A 22,570-nucleotide genomic window follows, 5' to 3' on the forward strand; every position below is an offset into this window, starting at 1 on the left:
GGGCATTGAGCGCGCGGCGCATCACCGCTGCCAGTCATGCATGGAGATCTCGGTGGCCTTGAGGCCGCCGCCGCAAGCTATGCATCCGAATGCACGCCTGTCGTCCGCAGCATGCGTTGCTTCACCGTCCGCGCGATCGCGGCCGGTGCCTCGTCGGGGATTGCAAAGCACGAGCTCGCATTGATCTCGCATAGCACGTAGGTGTCGGCGCCGGCCGCATCTTTCGGCCCGTACAGGAAGTCCGCGTCCCAGATGACCGGCAGTGACGGCTCATCGATGCCGAGCGTCGCCATCATCTGCGGCGTCCATTCGTCCTCCATCGAACGCCGCAGCGCCTGGAATTGCGGTGCGTCAGGGCCGTACATGATGCGCGGGCCGGGTTGAGCTTCGGGGGAATCCGGCCCCTGCGGCGGCGGCGGGACCAGGGCCTTGATCTTCTGGTGTCCAAAGCCCGCGACCTTGGCGCTGCTCATGTAGCAGCGGATCATGCCGTCGGCCAGGCGCGGTTGGAACGCCTGGTCGATGATACAGCCGCCCCAGCCGAAATACGGTTCGCATCGCGCGAAGAGGGCGTCGAACGGCATGTCCTCAGGGATACTGCCGCGCTGCGCATGGAGCACGCGCACCACGCCGTCGGTGCCGGGCAGCGCCTCCACCTTCCAGACGCCCTGACCGCCATTACCGCGGTTCTGCTTCAGCACGCGCGGACCGTCGGTCCGAAGGCGCGCTGGAAACTCGCTGCGGAAACTTGCGGCGGTGTCATAGCGATACGTGTCGGCGCCCCAGCCCAGATGACGTGTGCGGTAGAGCACGTCCTTGACGCCCATCTTCAGGATCACATCGGGATGCGCGCTCACCCATGGCCCTTGCGCTGCGACGTCGCGCAGGAGGGCGTCGAGCCCGGCGCGCGTCTTGCCCTGGTGGATCGGATCGACCCAGACCAGCACGCCGTCAGCGGCGAGCAATTGATCGCGGACAGCGCCCGCGAAGCTTTCGTCGTAGATCGCCGGCGAGGCTTCAATGCCCACAGTGGCGAGCGCTTCGAAGACGCGGACGAAGCGGCTGTTCTGCGCCGTGGCGTCGCGGCGCACGGCAGCGTCGCCGCGTGAGAGGATGGCTACGGTCTGGCGGGGAGAGGAGTGACGTTCGGTGTCCATGCGCAAGCTCCACGTAGTTGCGTGCTGCGCAGATCTTGGACCGGGGTCTCAAGGGGAGTCTGCATTGTCCCCGTGCGGACCAGCTTACGTGAGATGGTCTTCAGGTTTCAAGAGTGTTGGCGAGGTTCCAAACGGCGCGCAAAATTCTTTGTGAGGACCCTTGGCTCGGGGTGAGTTGACAGCCCGGCCACCCCGGCTTCTACTCGGGCTGTCGGGGATGTGCGATCTCCCCGTGAGGCGACATGCCCAAGAATCGCGTCCTGATTTTCACCAGGGACGCCGCATGTCATTAGCCACCCCGATATCGTCCAAGACATCATCCCGCACATCATTTCGGCTCCCCGGGTACCGGCGCGGCACGCCGGTCCTGTCGATGCGTCACCATTGCGAAACGGACTTCACCTGGGGCGGGGAGACGACCAGGAGAACGGCCATGCGCACACGGACAATCCTTCAGGCGTTCCTCATTCTGGCGCTCGCGGGCGGCGCGTCGGCCGCACGCGCACTGACTGAGGAAGAGCTCGTCGCCAGGATCAAGGCGGCTGGCTACACCGAGGTCAGCGACATCAAGTCGACCGCAGAAGGGACGACCGCCAGAGCGGTCAAGAACGGCAAGCCGGTGCAGCTCGTTGTCGACAGCAGCGGCCAGATCAAGGAACGGAACTGAGATCCGGACCCGTTCCGGAAACCGAATTCATGAGGGAGCAAATCAATGCGCAAGACAATCTCGGCGCTGATGGCCGTCGGTGCCTGCTTCATCGCGACCGCCCGTGCGCAGGATGTCGACTGGCAGAAGGTCGATGACGCGCTGGGCCGCAAGCCGGCCGTCACCGGCGACGTGCATCGCTACGGTTTTCCGCGCACCGACCTCACGGTGACGCTCGATGGCGTGACCATCAAGCCGGCGCTCGCGCTCGGCGGCTGGGTCGCGTTCAAGCCCGTCCATGGCGGCGCCATGGCGATGGGCGATCTGGTGCTGCTGGAGTCCGAGATCAATCCGGTCATGCTGAAGATGATCGCCAATGGGCTCGAGATCACGGCCGTGCACAATCATCTGCTCGGTGCGAGCCCCGCGACGTTCTACATGCATGTCGCCGGCCACGGCGATCCCGTCAGGATCGCGGCCGCCATCAAGGAGGCGCTCGCCGAAAGCAAGACGCCGCTCTCAGTGCCGGCTCCCGCCGCTCCGCCGCCCGCCGTCGATCTCGACACCGCGCAGCTCGATCAGATCATCGGCGTCAAGGGACAGGCCAATGGCGGTGTCTACCAGTTCAACGTGCCCCGTCGTGATCCGGTCACCGAGCAGGGAATGCAGCTGAGCCCCGTCGGCCCAATGGGCGTCGCCACGGCCATCAACTTCCAACCGACCGGTGCGGGAAAGGCGGCCATCACCGGCGACTTCGTGCTGACCGGCGACGAGGTGAACCCCGTCATTAGGGCGTTGCGGTCGCACGACATCGCCGTGACGGCGCTGCACAGCCACATGCTTGATGAGCAGCCGCGCCTGTTCTTCATGCACTTCTGGGCCAATGACGACGCCGTCAAGCTCGCCAATGGTTTGCGCGCCGCGCTCGACAAGACGGCGAGTACGAAGAGCTGAAGGGATGTCCAATCTGCGTCTGTTTCCGACCGGAGCGAAATGCGCTCGCGGGGTTCGAGCCTATTTGGCCTCGACCACCTCGCCATCCTCCTTTACGAAGCGGCCGACCGGATTGTCCAGGAGATCGATGACGGCTTCCGAGGGGCGGCACAGCCGCGTGCCCTTTGCCGTCACGACGATCGGACGGTTGATCAGAATGGGATGCGCGATCATGAAGTCGAGCAGCTCGTCGTCCGTCCATTTGGGGTCGGCGAGGCCGAGCTCCTCGTAGGGCGTTCCCTTCTCACGCAGCAGCGCGCGGACCGGAATTCCCATCGCCGCGATCAGCTCCTTGAGCCTGTCGCGCGATGGCGGCGTCTTCAGATATTCGATGACGACAGGCTCGGTGCCGCTCTGCCGGATCATCGCAAGGGTGTTGCGCGAGGTGCCGCAATCGGGGTTGTGGTAGATCGTGACGCTCATGATCGGGTCTCCGCAACGGTAACAGGGCCGCGCGTCTTCGCGTGCCCGAGCAGCCAGTTCATCAATACCATGCCGGCGATGGCCCCGCAGAGCTCCGCGAGGATGAAGCCGGGAAGATCAGCCGGCCGAATGCCGGAAAAAGTGTTCGTCAGCGAACGCGCAATCGCCACCGCCGGATTGGCAAACGACGTCGATGCGGTGAACCAGTACGCGGCCGTGATGTAGAGGCCGACCAGCCAGGGCACGGCCGGTCGCTGGAAGCGGAGGCCGGCGAGGATGGTGGCGACCAGACCGAAAGCGGCGACAGCTTCCGCAAACCATTGCGGCCCGCCGGTCCTGACCTTGGTTGACGGATCGAGCAGGGGCAGGCCGAACATCAGATGCGCCGCGATCGTCCCGGCGATGCCGCCGGCGATCTGCGCGACGATGTAAAGCGCGGCCTCATTTACCGGAAGCTCGCGCCTGCCGGTGAAGACCAGCGTGACCGCCGGATTGAAATGCGCGCCGGAGATCGGACCGAGTACGGTGATCATCACGACCAGGATGGCCCCGGTCGGCAAGGTATTGCAGAGCAGCGCCAGCGCGACGTCCCTCGTCAGCGTCTCCGCCATGATGCCGGAGCCGACGACGGTGGCGACGAGGATGCCCGTGCCGAGCGCTTCGGCTGCGAGGCGCCGCGAAAGGTCGAACCTCTCCATCAGCGTGCGCGCTCCTTCCGTGTCGGCGCGCAGCAGGCCTGCAGGGTTTTGGCGACCGGCTCACAAACCTCCGGCCGCCCGCCGCAGCAATCGCGCAACAGGAAAACGGCAACGTCCCGGAATTCGCTGAGATTGGCGCGGTAGATGATCGAGCGGCTGTGCCGCTCGGAGGAGACGAGGCGGGCGCGGCTCAGGATCGAGAGGTGCGCGGAAAGAGTGTTTTGAGGCACTTCCAGCAGGCGGGCGAGGTCGCCGGCCGCAAGCCCCTCGGGCTCGTGCCGGACCAGCGCCCGGAAGGCCTCCAGGCGGGTGGGCTGCGACAGCGCCGCGAGCGCGAGGACGGCTTCTTCCGTTTCCATATATCCAGACTTATGGAAATATTGGGTGGCTGTCAATCTGAAATCCGGAGAGCCCGTCTCGCATCGGAAGGAGTTTGTTCGGCAGCATTGGCTTGAGGATATCGATTGGCCCGCACCGTAAACTACCGCATCGGATGAAAATCATGGCGGGCTGACGCCAATGGCGGCCACAGGAGCGCGCGAACGATGAGCGGAATACCAACCGCAAAAGGTATCAGCCAGTACGTGAAATCGGGCAGGTCCTTCCAAAGCGGAAGCTGCTTTCCATTGTCGACGTAGAAAGCAACCAGCATCAGGACGTACGACAACCCCATCCCCGCGATGTGGAGCCTGACCCAGGACCACCAGCGGTGCCGAAGGGCAGCACGTCCGGTCCATGCACAGGCAAACGACAACGCACCGAGAACGAACAGGTGATAGTTTTCGGCCCAGCGCATGAGCGACAGTAGTGTCGCGGACGCGAAGAGCGCCAGCAGGCACCAGAAATAGGTCGTTCCAAGCCTCGAATGACGCCCGCGACGTTTCTGACTCAACATCGCGATTGCGCCGATCGCAACGCACGCAAGGCCCAGGGGAATATGCATCCCCAGCACCACCGCCAGAAAGAAGGGATCGGTCGAAGGAATTTCGATGCCTGCCACGATGGTCGTTTCTCCGCCCGTCATGGTGTTACTCCCATCTTGCCATTCATCATCGATTCGGCCGACGCGGACGGTCGTTTGACCGCGAATGCTGCGGCGGCGCAGACAATGCAAAGCATGCAGCAACCGATCAGGACAGCCGTATAGCCTCCCGTCCAATCGACGCTTGCCGCAAAAGGTAGCGGGCCGAACGCTGCGCCGGCAATTCCGAAGACGAACGAGGCTCCTCTAATTGCGCCCAGATGGTCGCGGCCGAAATAGTGCGCGTAGCCGGCGGCGTTTATCGCTTGCTGCGAGCCGTACGCCGCACCCACATTTAGAGCGTACAGCACACTTATGGCGACGCCGTTGCCAAACGCCGGAAGAGCCGCCGCCAGCGCAAGCATCAACATCGCAAATGGAACCAGATGCCGGGGTTCATAGCGATCCACCAGAAATCCGGTGCCGAGTGTCGCAGCAGCCTGAACCCCGGCAAGAAACGACAACAGCAGCAATGCGTCGTTGTGTGCGATGCCGGCCGTCTGCATGATAGAGAAGTGATTGAGCAAGAGCGCGGTGCCGACGGCATTGGTCAAAAAGCCGGCAGCGCACAGCAGCCAGAACACGCCCGTACGGAGTGCTTGCCGGCGCGTAAACGATGGCTCCTCCCGTGAACCTTCCGCGCCCGTCGGTAGCCCGGCGTCCGTGCTGAGGCCGAAGTTTTCCGGCCGATCGCGAAACAGCGCAGCAGCAACCGGCAGAATGGTGAGGGCGACAAGTCCGGCAAGCGCGAGATAGGCGCCTCGCCAGCCGTAGAGCGAGATGAGCTCATCGATGAATTTCGGAAAGATCATGGAACCGGCGGCGAGCCCGAGGCTGGCCGCTGCGGCTGCGATCCCGCGCCGACGCACAAACCAGAGATTGACCACCTGCTGACTGACGAGGCTGAGGCCGCCGATCGCAGCGCCACGCAACAGCGCAAACCCGATGAGCAGCATCAATGCTGATTGAATTGTCGCCATGAGAGCGCAGGCCATCGCGAGACCGGCGGCGATGATGGTTGCCGTCAGGCGAGGTCCGCGCCGGTCGATCCAGCGACCGATCATGGGGGCTGGCAGAATTCCTGCGAGCGTCCCGACTGCGTAAGCTATCGAGGCCGTCGTGCGTGAGATGCCAAGATCGGCCGTGATGGGATCGAAGAAAACCGAAACGCCTGCCGTTTGGCCGGGCAGAGTCATGAAGGAGCCGAAGCTGCCCGCGCCCAATATGATCCAGCCATAATGGAGAGCCGATGTTTGGGGGCTCACCATTCGCACGGGATCAACTCGCTCTGCGCGTTGTCGATGCTGCCAGATCAGTCTCGAATCCCTCGCAGCAATGCTCGCGTAAGAAGGCGACGACACCGTCCATTCGCTCATACTGGGCTCGGCAGATGACCGTGCGTCCAATTTTTTCCTGGGTAACCAGGCCGGAGCCGACCAGCCCGCGCAAATGAAAGGCGAGGGTGGATGCTGGGACGTCAAGACGGGTCTGGATATCGGTGATGCTGAGGCCGCACGGTCCGGCCCGCACAAGCAGTCGATAAATGTCCAGGCGGGTCAAATTGCCCAATTCCGCCAGGCAGCGCGCAGCGATCTTGCGGTTCATGACTTTGCAGATAAAGCGAACCACGGGAATTTACAACTATAAAACTAGTTTTATGGTGCTAAATGTGGGTCAAGCTTGTCAGCGCTGGCTGGGAACGGTTTAGTCGGGCTCTATTTCGAATATTCTAGAAATATGGTTGACGGTGCCGATGATCGGGCGTATTGTAGAGCCATGAAGATCGACGACGCCGCAGTACGCTTGGAAGCCCTGGGCAACCGGACACGGCTTCAGATCTACCGCGCCTTGGTGCGGGCCGGGCATTCGGGCATGCCCGTTGGTCGCTTGCAGGACAAGCTGAAGATTCCGGCGTCGACGCTGTCGCACCACATCAAGACCCTGGTCTCGGTCGGGCTGGTCAGTCAGGTCCGCGAATCCACCACCCTGGTCTGTCACGCCAATTTCGATGCGATGCGGGGGCTGGTCGATTTCCTGGCGGCGGAGTGCTGCGCGGACGAAATCGGATGCAAGGCTGCGCAGACGGCGGCGTGATTTTTTGGCCGATATTGTTCGATGATTCTAGAAGGATGGGAGAACTCGAATGAACGCTAGGACGGTTGCCGTCATAGGGGGAGGGCCGGTCGGCCTCGCTGCCGCCGCGCATGTGCTCGAACGCGGCATGTCGCCCATCGTGCTCGAGGCCGGGCCCGAGGCGGCACACGCGGTCCGCCAGTGGCAGCACGTCCAGCTGTTCTCGCCGTGGGAATACAACGTCGACAAGGCTGCGGCGCGCCTGCTGGCGCCGACGGGGTGGAATTCGCCCGACCCGCAGTCCTATCCGACCGGCGGCGAGTTGCTCGATCGATACCTTTCGCCGCTCGCGACACGGACACCGCTGCGCGAGGCGATCCGGACCTTCAGCCGCGTCACCGCCATCAGCCGCGTCGGTTTCGACAAGGCAAAGACGAAGGGGCGGGAGCAGGCGCCGTTCGAGATCCGCTACCGGAACGGCAAGGGTCCGGAGGTGCTGCGCGCGGACGCGGTGATCGATACGTCGGGGACGTGGTTCTCGCCCAATCCGGCCGGCAGCAACGGCTTGCCGGCGATCGGTGAGCCCGAATGCACCAAGCGCATCGCCTACGGCATGCCGGATGTGCGAGGTGCCGCGCGTTCCAGATATGAGGGCAAGGCCGTTGCCGTGCTCGGCGCCGGCCATTCCGCGATTGGCACGCTGATCGATCTCGTGCGTCTCGCCGAACAGGTGCCGGGCACGCAAGCCATCTGGCTGTTGCGCGGCACCGATCCCGCAAAAGCCTTTGGCGGTGGCCGCAATGACAAGCTTGCCGCGCGCGGCGAGCTCGGCAGTGCCTTCGCCGCGCTCGTCGCCGCCGGGAAGATCAGGGTGGAGACCGAATTCGGCGTCACCCATCTCTCGGACTTCGAAGGTCGGCTCAAGATCGCGGCCGAAGCCCGCAGCGGCGCGCGAAGCGTGATCGCGGATGAACTGATCGTATCCACCGGCTTTCGTCCCGACTTCTCGTTCCTGTCCGAATTGCGTTTGCGGCTCGATCCGGCGATCGAGGCGCCGGTCGCGCTGGCGCCGCTGATCGATCCCAACGAGCACAGCTGCGGGACGGTTCGTCCTCACGGCGCGCGCGAGCTCGCGCATGACGAGCCGGGCTTCTATCTCGCCGGCATGAAATCTTACGGCCGCGCGCCGACTTTCCTGATGATGACCGGCTATGAGCAGGTCCGCTCGATTGCGGCCGAACTCGCCGGTGACAAGGTGGCGGCGGCGAGAGTCGAGCTTGTGCTGCCCGAGACCGGCGTCTGCACCCGCGGCGGCCTTGAGACTGCTGCCGCGCCCGGATGCTGCGGCGGGCCGGCAAAGCAGGATGCATCGGCCTGCTGCGCCGCCGACGAAACGGCGAAGAAGGCCGCTAGCGCAGGGTGCGGTTGTTCATGAGGCGCTCCTGCCGGCGATCGCACTGGTTTCCTCGCGATGGAGGATCCCATTCATAAGCTGAGCGGTCGGTCCCTGATTGCGGTGATGTGCATCGGCCAGGTCGGCAATCTGCTGCCGCATGTCACGCTGTCCGCAAACCTCGCGCAGCATCTGATGCCGGCGTGGGGGCTCTCCGCCGCCGAAGGCGGCTTGATGGCGAGCGGTTATGCGTTCGGCTACATGCTCGCCGTGCCCGTGCTGACGACCTTGACCGACCGCATCGATGCGCGCCTCGTCCTGCTCTGGGGCTCCATCGTCAGCGGGCTTGCAACCGCAGCGTTCGGGCTCTTCGCGCAGGGCTTCTGGTCGGGCACCGCGATCTGGTCGCTCGCGGGACTTGGATTTGCCGGCGCCTACATGCCCGGCCTGAAGGCGCTGACCGACCGGCTTCCCCCCGGCGATACATCGCGGGCGGTCACGCTGTACACGTCGAGCTTCTCCGTTGGTGTCGGCCTCTCGTTCCTCGTCGCGCAACTGATCGCTGACCGCTGGGGTTGGCGGGCCGCCTTCCTCGTCACCGGCTTCGGCCCGATCGCAATGGTGGTCGCGTGTCTCCTGATCGATGCGCGGAAGCCCGCGCCGAAGGCCGGGCGCCTGCTCAACTTCGCGCCCGTCTTCGCCAACCGCGAGGCGCTCGGCTACATCCTCGGCTACGGCGCCCACTGCTTCGAGCTCTATGGCATCCGCACCTGGCTGGTGGGGTTCTGGACGTTCGTGGTCGCCCATCAGGGCGCGCCGTCGTGGCTGGGCCCCGTCGTGCTGAGCTTCTGCTTCGCGGTGATCTCGATGCCCGCCAGCATCCTCGGCAACGAGGCCGCGCTGAAATTCGGTCGCCACCGCGCGATCACCATCGTGATGATCGCATCGGCCTGCGTGGCCTTGGTGATCGGCCTCAACGCAAGCGCGCCGGCCTGGGTGCTCGCGCTATTGCTGCTCGCCTACGGCCTGACCGTGCCGGCCGATTCGGGCGCGCTGACGGCCGGCATGTCGGCCGCGGCCGCGTCCGAGCATCGCGGCGCGACCCTCGCCCTGCACTCGACGGTCGGCTTCGGCCTGTCCGCACTTGGAGCCTGGAGCACCGGTGCCGCACTCGACATCGCCGGCGGCCCGCAGAGCGCGACCGGCTGGCTGCTGGCGTTCATCGTCCTCGCTGCCGGGATCGCGCTGGGTCCGCTGGCGCTGCTGTGGGCGCGCATGGCGCGCGGGACTGTTTCCTGACCAATCGCGCCGACGCGACGATGCCGGCTACCGGCATCGATTGGCGCGCCGCGCAAGTCCGCTGGCGCTTTCTGCCGCTGCGAATGCCGTTCCCGAAATCCAGAGACATTTGCGAGACCGGCGAGCGACCTGATCGCTCGTCCCATCCGCAAACCAAGGAACGCAGCATGCTAACATCCCGTCTTTCCCGTCGATCCGCCGTCTTCCTGCTGATGGCGAACAAATAAGACCGCCGGTCGAAGTTTTCCTGGGCGAGCTGCAGTTGGGCCTTCGCCTTCGCCGTGCCGCCGAGGCCTGATCAACTGACGTCTTGAGTTGAGCGACAACTCCGCGCCCGGCAGCCCGGCCCGCTTTTCCGCGACGATGTATTCGTAAGGCTTGGAACGATCTTCTTGGGATCGATCTTGAAGAAAACTTCTCCGCTTCAAGGTGCCGGTTGGTACGGTCCGCGACCGGCACCTCGATCACACGGCCCTTTACCTCAGGCAATATCGGCACGGTGGTGAAATAAGCGCGCGCGTTGGTCGCGAACGGGTGGTTGAGGCCATCGGTATGAACAGCGGCGAAAGCCCGTAAATGCCACCGGGAGCGGCTGTCACCAGCGTCCATAGATCAAGCCTGCTGCCATTCTTCGAGGCTACGGAGCACCATCGACCATACCTGGAGCTCTATTTAATCACATGAGCGGACGTCGTCGGCGCGAGCGCTGGCGTTCGACGCGGACCAATAGGGGAGATCGTGGTTGCTCAGCGCCTCAGTCGCTTAGTCCTCATCCAGCCCAAAATCATAGGTTTGCGCTGGCGCACCCTTACGCGCTGCAGCGAACCGATTGAGCGGCAGAGTCGTCGAAGCCGAGGACGAGATGAAATTGGCGACTTCCAGCTTGAGTTCGTGCCCGTTTTTTAACTCAGCAACCAGCGCCGGATCGACGCCAGCTGCCGCAATGCAGATGTTCGCGAGGCACCAATTGAAGGGAATTTGGGTTGACCTGCCCTGGTCTATCCTCACCTTAACTCCCTGCTGCAAATTTGCTCCTTGCGGAACGAAAAGCTGCAGGCGAGCCCGACCGTCGGCGCGCTCGATGAGGTCTGCCCGTACAATCACCTGACCCAGATCGTCCGTGCCGGACGATGTCGTCCGGCATACCGTAGTCCCGTCGGATGACTTGAAACAAAGCTTTTGCCAGTTCGAGTAGTGAATATTCTGAGGCAGGCTTACTCGCGGCGGCTTTAGTGCAGGCTCGCCTTCCTGATCACCGCGCCCAGGGGCCTGCTGTTGCGGCGGGCTGCCGGTTGCCGAATGTGCTTCAAGAAATTGCGTCACAAGCGGCGACCAGATCGGCACGGCATCAGGAGAATCGATGAAAAAGTGTCCGTCGTCTCCGAACGCGGGCAGCAACTTATATTCGGCGTTTCCTCCGGCCGCGACGAACGCTTCGTGCATCCTCTTCGTAAGCTCCGGCCCGAAATAGGTATCATTTTCGGTATACATCAACAGCATCGGTACTCGCGCCGTACGGCCAAATTCGCCTGTAGCGGCGACCAGCTTGTCGGGAGCGCAGTTGTTGTTGGGCTTGCCGTCTACCCTGCCTCCGCGCCCGGCCGCAAAGGTGATTATAGCTTTGACTGACGGGGGATTGAGGCTGCCAAGGGCGAGGGATCCCCAGCCGCCCCCCGATTGACCGACGACGACCACGTTACCGGGCTGGATCATCTTATTCTTGCTCATATAGTCGATGACCCATTCATTCAGGGTCGCAATTGCCAGTCCGGGACCACGGAAATTAGGATTGTCGCAGCTTCCGACGTGCGCAAACACCGTGCCATAAAGACCGTGGTCCTTATCATCAAGGGCAGTTGCTCCGTACCTCATCGGCGAGACGACTACATAGCCCTGGCGCGCGAACCAGAGTGCGGCGTCCCGGTACTCGATCATTGGAAACATCGTCCGCTCTTGAGCACCGAGCGAAATACCATGGTTCATAATCACCAGGGGAAAAGGACCGTCGCCGACCGGTCGGACCACAAAGGCAAGCAACGGCAATGGAAACGGAAGAGCCCAAATTTCTTCCTGAACTTTTGGAGATGCGGCGGCCTGATCCGCCAATGCCGAGCGCATGACCGGCTGAAACGCGAGCATGAGCAAGACAAGCAGAAGGCGCTTTGCCATTTTCATACCTCCGTAGCTCAGGCAACTTTTCCTGGCCCGGACTGGATGTCGATTTCTTGATCTACCTCAAGCCTCCATTTCGCTCGGGTGACTTGGGTCGTCGACGGAAATCAATATGAAACCAGTTGCGCAGCTCAGCACGTTTCAGCGCTGTAGTCCGAACCGACGATGACCGCTCCGGGCCAACTGCGGGACCTCGTGAGAGCGGCCGCCGAGAAGTCCCCAAATGAAAACACCCGCGACGGATGGCTCCGGGCGGGTGTGACGAATTCTCGATGATGCCATTCTGCCAGTGTTTGCCCGACGAGTCAAAGCCGCGCAGGTGCCGCCAGTTGCTTCGTCATCACCCACCCGAAGAGAGCAATGATTTCAATGCCCCCGCTACTGTGCATGGGGTTGTTTTCGCACTTTTTGTTTGGCGCCGTCGAAACGCCCGCTCAGCGCCGGCCGCGCGGCGCCTCGGCCTTGGCAGGCGGCTCGGTCTGCGGGCCGCAGGTTGCGGCCTGAAGCGAGCTTTGCGCCTGCGGCATCAGGCCGGGCTCGGGGGCGAGGGCCTTCATCACGATCAGGCCGGTGGTGCTCGGGGAATCGATGATCAGGCGGTCGGCCGCGGTGACCTCTTCGTCCTCCGGCAGCTCCTCGTGCTGGGCTTCCGTCATCAGATCGAGCTCGATCACCTTCTTGCCGGCCGAGCGGTCGTTGATGGCGTAATAGGCGATCTCGTTGCGGGTGTAGAACGACACCGAGGTGTAGGCCTGGCTCACCGGCACGGTGAGCTTGATCGGGCCGCCCGAGAGGTCGTAGCGGCAGATCGCGAGCGCAAAGGCCGGGTCCATGAACGGCATCGGCGAGGTCTGCGGATCGGCGAGGGGAAGCTGCGTCACGCCGTTGAGCTTGGTCATCGGCGTCAGCCGCGAATAGGCGTCCTGCGTCGCGATCCGCGGCAGCGCCAGCACGCTGACGAGATGGACCACGAGCCCCAGCACCACGCCGGCGACGATGGTGAAGACGAGCCGGATCATGAGCAGCCCACCGTCGAGATGGTGGGCATCGGCGCGTCGCGCTGGGTGCGCGTGGCGACGCCGACAGGGGTGTCGTAGAGGCGCAGCATCAGGGCGTATCGCTCGATGCCGCCGGTCGGCAGCCAGTTGCCGGCGCGCGAGCGCGAGGCGATGCGGATCTCGAACGAGCCGTCCGACTGCCGCACGATCTCCTGGCTGGTGAAGCCGTAGCGGGCAAGCGAGTTGGCGACGAGGTGGCCCTTGCGGTCGTACAGCGTCAGCGTCCAGAACCGTGCCGGCGGCGTTACGCCGGAGACGATGACGTCGCAGCGGCCGTCGAGCGCCTTCTTCTTGTCATCTGTGGTTGCGGTGAAGGCGACGCCGTCGCCGGTGCCGATCGGCAACTCGCCGTTGCGCACGATGGTGGCGCGTGAATAGGGATCGACGTCGGCGGTGCCGGTGCGCGGCCGCGCGGTCCAGGCGCCGATAGTCAGCGCGCCGATCTCGGTGCCGCGGGTCGTCGTCATCCAGGTGGCACCGACGCCGACGACGGTCGCGAGCAGAAGGGCCGTCAATGTGATCAGGATCAGCCGCACGGGTTTCGATCAGTTCTTGCGCGGGGCGGATGCGTTCGCATTCTCTTCCGCATAATTCTGCGGGAAGGCGAGCGCGCTCGTCGACGACGCGGGCTTGGCCGCCTTGGCGTCGTTGCTGGTTGATTTGGTCGTGGTCTTGGCGGCGTCATCGAGCAGCTTCTCGACACGCACCAGGATATCGGCGCCGCGCTTGGTCAGCACGGGCGGCGGACCGGGCTTGGTCTCCAGCACCTTCGGCGCCGCGCTCGCCTGCGCGTTGGCGTCCTTCGGCTGCGGCGGCAGCTTCTGGCCCATGCCGATGCCGGGAATCTCCCGGACCTCGACGCCCTGATGCGCGGCGACCATGATGTCGTGCCAGGTCTGCGCCGGCAGCGAGCCGCCGGTCATGCGGTTGGTCGGCGAATAGTCGTCATTGCCGTACCAGACCGCGCAGGTGAAATTGCCGGTGTAGCCCACGAACCAGGCGTCGCGATACGCATTGGTCGTGCCGGTCTTGCCCGCGGTCGGAATGCCGTCGAGGGCCGCGCGGCGCGCGGTGCCTTCACTGACCACGTGGCTCATCATGCCCGCCATGTCGGCGGCGATGTTCGGCGGAATCGCCTGGCGCGGCTTCGGGCCGTCGCGATCCCAGCGCCAGACCAGATCCCCGGCGCCGGTGCGCACCTCCAGCACCGAATGCGGCGTCACGGCGCGGCCCTTGTTGGGGAAGGTCGCGTAGGCGACGGCGTGCTCGAGCACGGTGACTTCGTCCGAGCCGATCGGCAGCGACGGCGTGTCGGGCAGCGGCGCCTTGAGGCCGAAGCGGCGCGCGACCTCGACGATCTTGGCGCGGCCGATCTTGGCCGGGTTCGGCGCCTTTGGCTGTTCCTTCTGGCCGATCGCGATCGACAGCTTCACCGGCACGACGTTGATCGAGCGCGTGATCGCCTGGGTCAGCGTCACCGAGCCGGAATAGGAATGGCCATAGTTCTGCGGGCACCAATTGCCGATGCAGACCGGGCCGTCGACCACGACCGAGTTCGGCGTGAAGCCGTTCAGGAGCGCCGTGGTGTAGACGTAAGGCTTGAACGAGGAGCCGGGCTGGCGATAGGCGTCGGTGGCGCGGTTGAACTGGCTGGCGCCATAGTCGCGGCCGCCGACCATGGCGCGGATGCCGCCGTCGAGATCGGAGACGACGGTCGCCGCCTGCGTCGCGTGATAATCGCGGCCGAACTGGCGCAGCTGGTTCTCGATCGCGTCTTCCGCCGCCTTCTGCACGTTGGTGTCGATGGCGAGGCGAACGACGAACACGCGCTCGGTGTAGGACTTCGGGAAGGTGTCGACCAGCTTGCGCATCTCGTCGAAGGCGTAGTCGAGATAGTAATTGGGCGAAGCCTCGTCGCGGCGGTCGACGGCGAAGGCCGGGTTGCGGCGGGCGCCGAACACCTGGCCCTCGGTCATGAAGCCGGCATCGACGAGATTGTCGAGCACGACGTTGGCGCGGGCGCGGGCGGCGGGCAGGTTGATGTGCGGGGCGTATTTCGTCGGCGCCTTGAACAGGCCGGCGAGCATCGCCGCTTCCGACAGCGTCACGTCGCGTGCCGACTTGTTGAAGTAGAAGTGGGCCGCGCCGTCGACGCCAAAAGTGCCGCCGCCCATATAGGCGCGGTCGAGATAGAGCTTGAGGATCTCGTTCTTGGTCAGGCGCCATTCCAGCCAGACCGCAAGGAAGGCCTCGTTGACCTTGCGCTCGATGGTACGCTCGTTGCTCAGGAACAGGTTTTTCGCGAGCTGCTGCGTGATCGAGGAGCCGCCCTGGCGCACGCCGCCGGCCTGCGCGTTGGTGACGAGCGCGCGGGCCGTGCCGGCGATGTCGATGCCGAAATGCTCGTAGAAGCGGCGGTCTTCGGTCGCCAGTGTCGCCTTGATCAGGACATCCGGAAAGTCTTCCAGCGGGATCGAGTCGTTGTGCTTGATGCCGCGGCTCCCGATCGGATTGCCGTAGCGGTCGAGGAAGCTCACCGCGAGGTCGGACTTCTTCAGCCAGTCCTCGTCCGCGGTCTCGCGGAAGGCGGGGATGGCGAGCGTCAGCATCAGCACCAGGCCGCCGAGCCCGAGCGTTGCGGCCTCCGACAGCGGCTCGATGAACACCCAGCGCTTCCACCGCCCGACATAGAAGCGGTCCATGAAGGTGGAGTAGCGCTCGTAGAGCTCGCGGATGCCCTTGGCCGAGGAGAACAGCGAGGAGTCGATGCGCGCATCGAGGTCCAGGAAGAAATTCCGGACCTTCTGCATCCAATGCGGTGGTATGATCTGGCGCACCTAGAACCCTTGAGGCTTGGTTCGAAAGCGTTCAAGCACCCGGCCGGGGGCGGCATCGAGACGTCTTGAGGGAATGTTGCGGCAAACCCAAGGCGCCCGGTTCGCGTCCTCTGGGGACTCTGTGTTCCTTCTAGCCGAGCAGGGCCCATAAACCAATGGTCAGGCTCGCGATTTTGAACAACAGGCCTAATTGACCCCGGCTCATTACGGGCCTCAAAGGGCCTCTGCTTGCACGCCCACGTCCGCCCGCCCTAGATGGCGTCGCCGTAGCTCTTTCGAACCTTTGTTGAGGCGCATGACCGCAGCTCCCAAACGACCTTCAGGACAGGAAGGATTCTTCTGGAAAACCAAGACGTTGGAAGAGATGTCGGGGCCGGAATGGGAGAGCCTGTGCGACGGCTGCGGCCGCTGCTGCCTGAACAAGCTCGAGGACGAGGACACCGGCCAGATCTATTTCACCCATATCGGCTGCAAGCTGCTCGATGGGACAAGCTGCGCCTGCAAGGACTACCCGAATCGCTCCGACAAGGTTCCGGACTGCGTCCGCCTGACCCCGGCCAATGTCCGCACCCTGAACTGGCTGCCGCCGAGCTGCGGCTACAAGCTCGTCGCCGAGGGGCGCGACCTCTATTGGTGGCATCCACTGGTGTCAGGCGATCCCAACACCGTGCATGAAGCCGGCGTCTCCGTGCGCGGCCGGGTCGAGGGCAGCGAGGAGGAGATCCCGGACGAGGAGCTCGAGGATCACATCGTGCGATGGCCGGCCGTGCTGCCGAAACGGGCACGCCTGAAGCGACGTCCGAAGGACTGATCCGCCGCAGGCCTCATCACGTGTTCGGGATGGCCCGGCGATGGGATGCACCCATGCGCCGCGGTGGCTGCCTGAGAAGAACCTTCCTCTCTACATTGGTCTGCATAGAACGAATCCTTCGCGGCGTTGCGCCGCCCCATGCGTCCGATCGAGATGAACAAGTTCGACCGGCAGAGCAGTTCTGCCGACATCCAGGCATTGCCCGACGACATTGCCGAACAGCTGTCCCGCCTTCCGGGCGAGGTCATCAGCGTCGATGACGCGCCGTCCATCGCGCCGCAGGTGCCGCTGACCTCCGATGAGGTCCGCACCATCGTCGTCAGCCTGATGCTGACAATGTTCCTGGCTGCTCTCGACCAGACCATCGTGGCGACCGCGCTGCCGACCATCGGACGCCAGTTCCAGGACGTCTCGAGCCTGTCCTGGGTCATCACGGCCTATCTGCTCGCCTCGACCGCGGTTGCGCCGGTGTTCGGCACGCTCAGCGACATCTACGGCCGCAAGGCCATGATCATCACCTCGCTCAGCCTGTTCGTGGCTGGCTCGATCCTGTGCGCGATCGCGCCCAACATGCCGATGCTGATCCTGGCTCGGGGCCTCCAGGGCCTCGGCGGCGGCGGTATCATGCCCGTTGTGCAGACCGTGATCTCCGACGTCGTGAGCCCGCGCGAGCGCGGCCAGTACCAGGCCTATTTCTCCAGCGTCTGGATGGTCGGCGGCATTTTGGGACCCGTCATCGGCGGCGTGTTCGCCGAGCATCTGCACTGGTCGATGATCTTCTGGATCAATCTGCCGCTCGCGGCCGCTGCGATCGCGCTGCTGCTGCCGAGGATGAAGAAGATTCCGGTGTTCCACCGCAAGCGCAAGGTCGACTGGCTCGGCGGCGTGCTGCTGATGGCCTCCGCCGTCGTCTTCATGCTGGTGCTGACCTGGGGCGGCACGCGCTATCCGTGGCTGTCGCCGACCGTTCTCGCGATGCTCGGCGGCGCCGTCGCGCTCGTCGTCAGTTTCGTCTGGCATGCGCGGCGGGCGGATGAGCCGTTNTTCCTGCCGTTGCCGCTGCTGGGCGGAAGCGTTGTGCCGTTCGGGCTGATGGCCGGCGGTTGTGCGCTCGGCGCGATCACGGGCCTCACCGTGCAGCTCCCGCTCTATTATGAGTCCGTCTATCACCTCAGCGCCAGCGAGGCAGGGCTTGCTCTCATCCCGCTCGCCGCGGTCTCGACCTGTGGTGCGGCCATCGCCGGACGTACGATGGCGCGGGCCAAGCACTACAAGCGCGTCGCCATCATCGGCACGTCCTGGGCCGCGCTGTGTGGCCTTGGCCTCACGCTGACGACGCTGCCGCTATGGGGCCTGCTGACGCTGATGGCCGCGTTTGCGCTCGGCCTCGGTACCACCTTTCCGGTCTGCGTGGTCTCGGTGCAGAATTCGGTCGCGCGCCCGCAAGTCGGTACCATCACCGGCGCGCTGAACTTCTTCCGCTCGCTGATGTCCTCGTTCACGGTTGCGGCGTTCGCGGCGATCCTCCTGATCGCGCTCGGCGCCGACGTGCCGCTTGCCGGCGAGCATCGTGTCGCGGGCAGCATCCCTGCGATTCCCGTCGAGGACATGCGGCATGCGTTCCGCTACGTCTTCGGCGCCGCTACGGCGCTGATGACCGGCGCGGCGCTCTGCCTGATCATGATGGAGGAGCGGCCGCTGGCCGGTCCCTCCGTCACCAAGCACGTCGAGATGGCGGAGTAGGCTTAACCTCCGCGATCGGGATCGTCGTCGGCATCGCCCGGGCCCGCCTTCCGCGCCTTTGCCGCGAGCTGTTCCTTGAGCCGCGCCAGCGCCTCGGCGGACCAATCGCGGACATCGGTCACCGCGACCCAGGCATCGACGTAATGCTCGGGCGCGTAGACATGGCCAAAGCCCATCGGGGTATTGGTCGCGACCGCCATGTCGAGGGCAAGCTGCAGCATCGTCACGATCGGATACCAGCGCAGCTCCGGTGAGACGTCCGGTCCGCGCGGTGCGCTCATCCAGGCCGGAGCCTGAAAGGCATCGCGATAGGCAAAGAACGTGATCGCGTCGCTGGCATATTGCAGGTAGACGACGCGCATCGCTCCCCAGGGCGTATCCGGCGGCACCGTCGGCCCGTTCTGGTTCATGAAGCGCACGAAGCGGCTGTCGCGGAATTCCGGCAGCCACGCCGGCGATCCAGGATTGCGGCTTGCGGTGACCGAACGCCAGATGCGGCTTTCGAAGGGAGGCCCGCTCCATAGCGCGCCGGCAATGGGATCGCCGATCGTCTCGAACAGCTCCGCGGATTTTTCCGAGTTCATGGCGCCGAGGCTGAGGCCGTGGAGGTACAGCTTCGGCCGCCTGTCCCTCGGCAGGCTCGTCCAGTACGCGTAGATTTCCGCAAACAGCGTACGCGCTGCTTCTGCGCCGTATTCAGGCTGAAACAGCAGCGACAGCGGGCTGTTGAGATATGAATATTGCATCGCCACGCTCGCGACGTCGCCGTGGTGGAGATATTCGACCGTGTCCATCGCGGACGGATCGATCCAGCCGGTGCCGGTCGGCGTGATCACGATCAGGATCTTGCGTTCAAAGCCGTGCTGGCGCTTGAGCTCCTCGAGCGCAAGCCTGGCGCGCGCCTGCGCCGTGCCGCCGCCGGCGAGGCCCACATAGACGCGTACAGGATCATGTGCTGGCTGGCCCGTGATGGCGCTGATGTCCGCTGCGGTCGGACCCGAGGCAATGAACCGGCGGCCCGTGCGCCCGAGCTCCGTCCACTTCACCAGCGACCCCGGACTTCCCGTGCGTTCCGGCGCGGTCGGCTGCGGCCGTTCGGGCTCGTGCAAGGCGTCGAGTTCACGGAAGGACGAATCGAGCGCGCGAAATGCCGTGCTGATCAGGACATTGCTGGCAATCGACCAGAACAGCAGGCCCGCGACCACCACGCCAATGACGTTCGCGACCTTGCGTGGAATGATCCGCTTCGCGTGCCCGGCGAGGAAGCGCGACACCAGCGCGAACAGCCGCCCCAGCAGCAGCATTGCGGCGAACGTCGCGAGGGCGATGGCGCAGACCTTGAATGGATGCGCGGTTTCGACCGGCGCCATCTTCATCACGGTGCGGATCGAGTTCTGCCATTCGGCGGCGCGCCAGAGATAGATGACGACGACGATCAGGCAGCCGGCCGCGACCAGCGCATTGACCTGCGAACGCAGGCGCGTCGAGGGCTCGGGCAATTCGAGATAGTGCCATAGCCAGCGCCAAAGATTGCCGGCGAGGTAGCCGATCGCAAAGCAGCCGCCGGCGAGGGCGCCCTGGGTGAGGTAGCTGCGCGGCACCAGCGTCGGCGTCAGCGCGGCTGCGAAGAACAGGGCGCCCAGCATGAGGCCGACGCCGGACAGCGAAAGCAATTGTCGCCGAATGAGCCGCGCCAGATTCATGAAAGCACCTTGCGAGCGAAGCTACCGTCCGTCCTTGTCCGGGAAGCCGCTCTTCCGCGGCAGCAGAATCGTGAATTCGGTGAACTTGCCCGGTTCGGTGGCGACGTCGATCGTGCCGCCGTGCTGCTTGACCACGATATCGTGGCTCATCGACAGCCCGAGGCCGGTGCCTTCGCCGGCCGGCTTGGTGGTAAAGAACGGATTGAACATCTTCTCCTTCACCTCGTCCGGAATGCCGGTGCCGTTGTCGCGGATCCGGATCTCGATGTGCTCGCCGCGATCTCGCGTCGTCGCGGTCACGATCGGCTCGTAGGCGCCGGCGCCGCTCTCCGCCTTGCGCTTGCTCACCGCGTAAAATCCGTTCGAGATCAGGTTCAGCAGCACCCGTGTGATTTCCTGCGGAAACACTTCGGCTTGTCCGGCCGCAGGATCGAGTTCGCGCTTCAGCGTCACGTCGAACCGCGGCGTTTCGGCGCGGGCGCCGTGGTAGGCGAGGTTGAGGCTCTCCTCGACCAGCGCATTGATGTCGCTCAGCCGATGTTCGCCGCCGCCCTCGCGCGAATGCAGCAGCATGTTCTTGACGATGGAATCGGCGCGCCGCCCGTGCTGCACGATCTTGTCCAGATTGTCCTTCAGGAGTCCGGTCAGCTCGTCGACCTCGCTGCGAACGTCGCCCGCGAGCGGGACCGGCGCCAGCACCTCGTTCAACTCGCTCGTCAGCTCGGCGGAGAGCGAGGCGAAATTGTTGACGAAGTTGAGCGGGTTCTTGATCTCGTGCGCGATGCCGGCGGTGAGCTGGCCGAGGGAGGCCAGCTTCTCGGTCTGGATCAGCCGGTCCTGCGCTGCGCGCAAATCATCGAGCGATCTGGCGAGCTCCCTGGTGCGGTCCTGCACCTCGTTGAACAGGCGCGTGTTCTCGATGGCAATCACGGCCTGGTCGGCAAAGGTCTTGAGCAAATTGATCGCCTTGTCCGGGAACTGACCGGCCTCCCGCCGGGTCACCGCGATGGTACCGATCGCAACACCGTCGCGCAGCATCGGCACCACGAGAATGCTGCGATAGCCGCGAGTCCGCGCCAGCTCCTTCATCGCGTCGGTGAGATCAGGCTCGTTCTGCATGTCGCTTCGGAACGCATACTGCCCGCTTGTCGCCACCCGGCTGTGAATGCCCGATGAGGACAGCGACGCCGGGAAGGAGCCGAGCAGATCGGCGTTGCCGGCCTCAACGTCGGTGGTGAAGGCAACCAGATGCAGCATGCCGTCGATGACGCGGGTGACGGCGGAGGAATGTCCGCCGATCAGCGCCTTGGCGCTGTCGGAAATGGCCTGGAACACCGGCGTGACATCGGCAGGCGAGGCCGCGATCACCTTGAGGATGTCGGCGGTCGCGGTCTGGCGCTCCAGCGCTTCCCTTGTGGCGTTGAACAGGCTGACATTCTTGATTGCGATGACCGCCTGGTCGGCGAAGGTCTGCAACAGCCGCACGTGATGTTCGGCGAAGCTGCCGGTCGCGCGCCGCGTCGTGATGATGACGCCGATGGCTTCGCCCTCGCTCATCAGCGGCGCGAACAGCATGCTGCGATAGCCGCGGGCGCGCGCGATGTCGCGCGCGGCCGGCTCGAGTTCGGTGTCGGGCAATTGCGCCGCGGCCCCATTGGCCACGAGCTGATAGGGCGGGAACTGCGCGAAGGGCACGGGGAACGAGGCCTGGAGCACGCGATCGCCCGCCGGGTCGGTCGGTGTGAAGGCCGCAAGATGAGCGGCGCCGTCATTGTAGCGCAGCACCGCGGTGGAAAAACCGCCGATCAGCCGGTTGGCATTGGCGGCGATGGCGTCGAACACCGGCTGCACGTCCGACGGCGAGGCGGCCATCACCTTCAGGATGTCGGCTGTGGCGGTCTGGCGCTCCAACGCCTCGCGCGTCGCATTGAAAAGCCGCGCATTCTCGATCGCGATCACGGCCTGGTCGGCGAAGGTCTGCAGCAGCTGCACGAGGTCGGTCGCAAATGCGCCGGGCTCGGCGCGCGTGACGCTGATCATGCCGACCGGCGCGCCGCGGTTCATCAGCGGCATGAACAGGACGCTCCGGAAGCCGCGCAGCCGCGCGAGCTGGCGGTTCAGCTCCGGAACATCGTCGGCCTCGCTGTCGGGAAACTGGATCGTCTCGCCGTCGCGCACCAGGGCGAAGGTCGGAAAGTCGCCGATCTTGCGCGGGAACGACGCCTTCAGCCCTTCATCCGCTTCGGGACTGGTCGGGGTGAATGCCACGAGGTGCAGCTCGTCGCCAATGAACTGAAGCACGGTCGCGGAGAAGCCGCCGAGCAGCCGCTTCGAGCTGGACGCGATCGCAGCGAACACCGGCCGCGCATCGGAGGGGGAGGCCGCGATGGTGCGCAGGATTTCCGCGCTGGCGGTTTGGCGGTCGCGGGCAATCGCGAGCTCGCTGCGCAGCTGCCGGTTCTCGGCTGCGAGTTCGTCGGCATTGTCGTTGGGAGGGTTGGTCATTCGCTATCCGGCTCGATGCCGCGACGGGCGCGGCACCG

General features: G+C 64.7%; 20 protein-coding genes and 1 pseudogene. 8 read left to right on the forward strand and 13 right to left on the reverse strand.

The genetic code is table 11. The annotated features are described in order from the left end of the window. Positions 1-77 precede the first annotated feature (77 nt). The gene (locus tag A5906_RS18430) at positions 78-1,157 is read right to left on the reverse strand and encodes a Cj0069 family protein (protein WP_080136797.1); all 1,080 of its coding nucleotides are present in this window, start codon (positions 1,155-1,157) and stop codon (positions 78-80) included. A gap of 433 nt (positions 1,158-1,590) precedes the next feature. Between A5906_RS18430 and A5906_RS18435 the strand changes: the two genes are divergently transcribed. Continuing rightward, positions 1,591-1,824 (forward strand): hypothetical protein, encoded by a 234-nt coding sequence (locus tag A5906_RS18435; RefSeq protein ID WP_080136798.1) that lies wholly within the window; start codon positions 1,591-1,593, stop codon positions 1,822-1,824. A gap of 45 nt (positions 1,825-1,869) precedes the next feature. Continuing rightward, a complete protein-coding gene (locus A5906_RS18440; protein WP_080136799.1) occupies positions 1,870-2,757 on the forward strand; it encodes a DUF1259 domain-containing protein in 888 nt (295 codons plus the stop codon). Positions 2,758-2,817: 60 nt separating this feature from the next. Here the strand turns inward: A5906_RS18440 and arsC are convergent, their stop codons facing one another. The 6 genes from arsC to A5906_RS18470 form a co-directional block, all read right to left on the reverse strand. Then, positions 2,818-3,219 (reverse strand): arsenate reductase (glutaredoxin), encoded by a 402-nt coding sequence (gene arsC / locus A5906_RS18445; RefSeq protein ID WP_080136800.1) that lies wholly within the window; start codon positions 3,217-3,219, stop codon positions 2,818-2,820. Next, positions 3,216-3,917: an aquaporin gene (locus tag A5906_RS18450; protein ID WP_080136801.1), complete on the reverse strand. Its 702-nt coding sequence runs from the start codon at positions 3,915-3,917 to the stop codon at positions 3,216-3,218. Before A5906_RS18450 ends, arsC begins: the two co-directional genes overlap by 4 nt. After that, positions 3,917-4,276, reverse strand: a complete 360-nt coding sequence (locus tag A5906_RS18455) for an ArsR/SmtB family transcription factor (protein WP_080136802.1) — start codon at positions 4,274-4,276, stop codon at positions 3,917-3,919. Before A5906_RS18455 ends, A5906_RS18450 begins: the two co-directional genes overlap by 1 nt. A gap of 122 nt (positions 4,277-4,398) precedes the next feature. Continuing rightward, entirely contained in the window at positions 4,399-4,941 is a 543-nt protein-coding gene (locus tag A5906_RS18460; protein WP_080136803.1) for a hypothetical protein, read from the reverse strand. Continuing rightward, positions 4,938-6,206, reverse strand: coding sequence for an MFS transporter (locus A5906_RS18465; protein ID WP_167523657.1), 1,269 nt, complete (start codon positions 6,204-6,206; stop codon positions 4,938-4,940). The genes A5906_RS18460 and A5906_RS18465 overlap by 4 nt, the downstream gene beginning before the upstream one ends. 10 nt (positions 6,207-6,216) lie before the next feature. After that, complete coding sequence (locus A5906_RS18470; RefSeq protein WP_080136879.1) at positions 6,217-6,543, reverse strand: ArsR/SmtB family transcription factor; 327 nt, start codon at positions 6,541-6,543, stop codon at positions 6,217-6,219. 171 nt (positions 6,544-6,714) lie between these two features. Between A5906_RS18470 and A5906_RS18475 the strand changes: the two genes are divergently transcribed. The 3 genes from A5906_RS18475 (at position 6,715) to A5906_RS18485 (ending at position 9,703) form a co-directional block, all read left to right on the forward strand. Further along, positions 6,715-7,032, forward strand: a complete 318-nt coding sequence (locus A5906_RS18475; protein ID WP_080136805.1) for an ArsR/SmtB family transcription factor — start codon at positions 6,715-6,717, stop codon at positions 7,030-7,032. Positions 7,033-7,081: 49 nt separating this feature from the next. Continuing rightward, positions 7,082-8,446, forward strand: coding sequence for an NAD(P)-binding domain-containing protein (locus tag A5906_RS18480; RefSeq protein WP_080136806.1), 1,365 nt, complete (start codon positions 7,082-7,084; stop codon positions 8,444-8,446). 84 nt (positions 8,447-8,530) lie between these two features. Next, a complete protein-coding gene (locus A5906_RS18485; protein WP_080136880.1) occupies positions 8,531-9,703 on the forward strand; it encodes an MFS transporter in 1,173 nt (390 codons plus the stop codon). 762 nt (positions 9,704-10,465) lie between these two features. Here the strand turns inward: A5906_RS18485 and A5906_RS46165 are convergent. From A5906_RS46165 to A5906_RS18510, 4 genes are all read right to left on the reverse strand, one after another. After that, positions 10,466-11,872 (reverse strand): invasion associated locus B family protein, encoded by a 1,407-nt coding sequence (locus tag A5906_RS46165; RefSeq protein ID WP_080136881.1) that lies wholly within the window; start codon positions 11,870-11,872, stop codon positions 10,466-10,468. Between the two features lie 437 nt (positions 11,873-12,309). Beyond that, positions 12,310-12,894, reverse strand: a complete 585-nt coding sequence (locus tag A5906_RS18500; RefSeq protein WP_080136808.1) for a DUF1254 domain-containing protein — start codon at positions 12,892-12,894, stop codon at positions 12,310-12,312. Further along, positions 12,891-13,469 carry a DUF1214 domain-containing protein gene (locus A5906_RS18505; RefSeq protein WP_080136809.1) on the reverse strand — a complete coding sequence of 193 codons (579 nt, stop codon included), beginning with the start codon at positions 13,467-13,469 and terminating at the stop codon, positions 12,891-12,893. Before A5906_RS18505 ends, A5906_RS18500 begins: the two co-directional genes overlap by 4 nt. Before the next feature lie 9 nt (positions 13,470-13,478). Continuing rightward, a complete protein-coding gene (locus tag A5906_RS18510) occupies positions 13,479-15,770 on the reverse strand; it encodes a transglycosylase domain-containing protein (RefSeq protein WP_080136810.1) in 2,292 nt (763 codons plus the stop codon). A gap of 295 nt (positions 15,771-16,065) precedes the next feature. On the opposite strand from A5906_RS18510, the gene A5906_RS18515 reads away from it, so the two are divergent. From A5906_RS18515 to A5906_RS44620, 3 genes and pseudogenes are all read left to right on the forward strand, one after another. Further along, a complete protein-coding gene (locus A5906_RS18515) occupies positions 16,066-16,581 on the forward strand; it encodes a YcgN family cysteine cluster protein (RefSeq protein WP_080136811.1) in 516 nt (171 codons plus the stop codon). A 153-nt stretch (positions 16,582-16,734) separates the two neighbouring features. Beyond that, positions 16,735-17,624: MFS transporter (locus A5906_RS44615; protein WP_245326782.1), on the forward strand; the 890-nt coding region annotated here is incomplete at its 3' end. A 1-nt stretch (position 17,625) separates the two neighbouring features. Continuing rightward, a pseudogene (locus A5906_RS44620) lies at positions 17,626-18,324 on the forward strand (MFS transporter); the annotation flags it as partial. A gap of 2 nt (positions 18,325-18,326) precedes the next feature. On the opposite strand, the gene A5906_RS18525 reads toward A5906_RS44620, so the two are convergent. Together A5906_RS18525 and A5906_RS18530 are read right to left on the reverse strand one after the other, a co-directional pair. Continuing rightward, positions 18,327-20,027 carry an alpha/beta hydrolase gene (locus tag A5906_RS18525; protein ID WP_080136812.1) on the reverse strand — a complete coding sequence of 567 codons (1,701 nt, stop codon included), beginning with the start codon at positions 20,025-20,027 and terminating at the stop codon, positions 18,327-18,329. Positions 20,028-20,048: 21 nt separating this feature from the next. Continuing rightward, positions 20,049-22,532, reverse strand: coding sequence for a GAF domain-containing sensor histidine kinase (locus A5906_RS18530; RefSeq protein WP_080136813.1), 2,484 nt, complete (start codon positions 22,530-22,532; stop codon positions 20,049-20,051). Positions 22,533-22,570: the final 38 nt, after the last annotated feature.

Source organism: Bradyrhizobium sacchari, assembly GCF_002068095.1.
Lineage (GTDB): Bacteria > Pseudomonadota > Alphaproteobacteria > Rhizobiales > Xanthobacteraceae > Bradyrhizobium > Bradyrhizobium sacchari.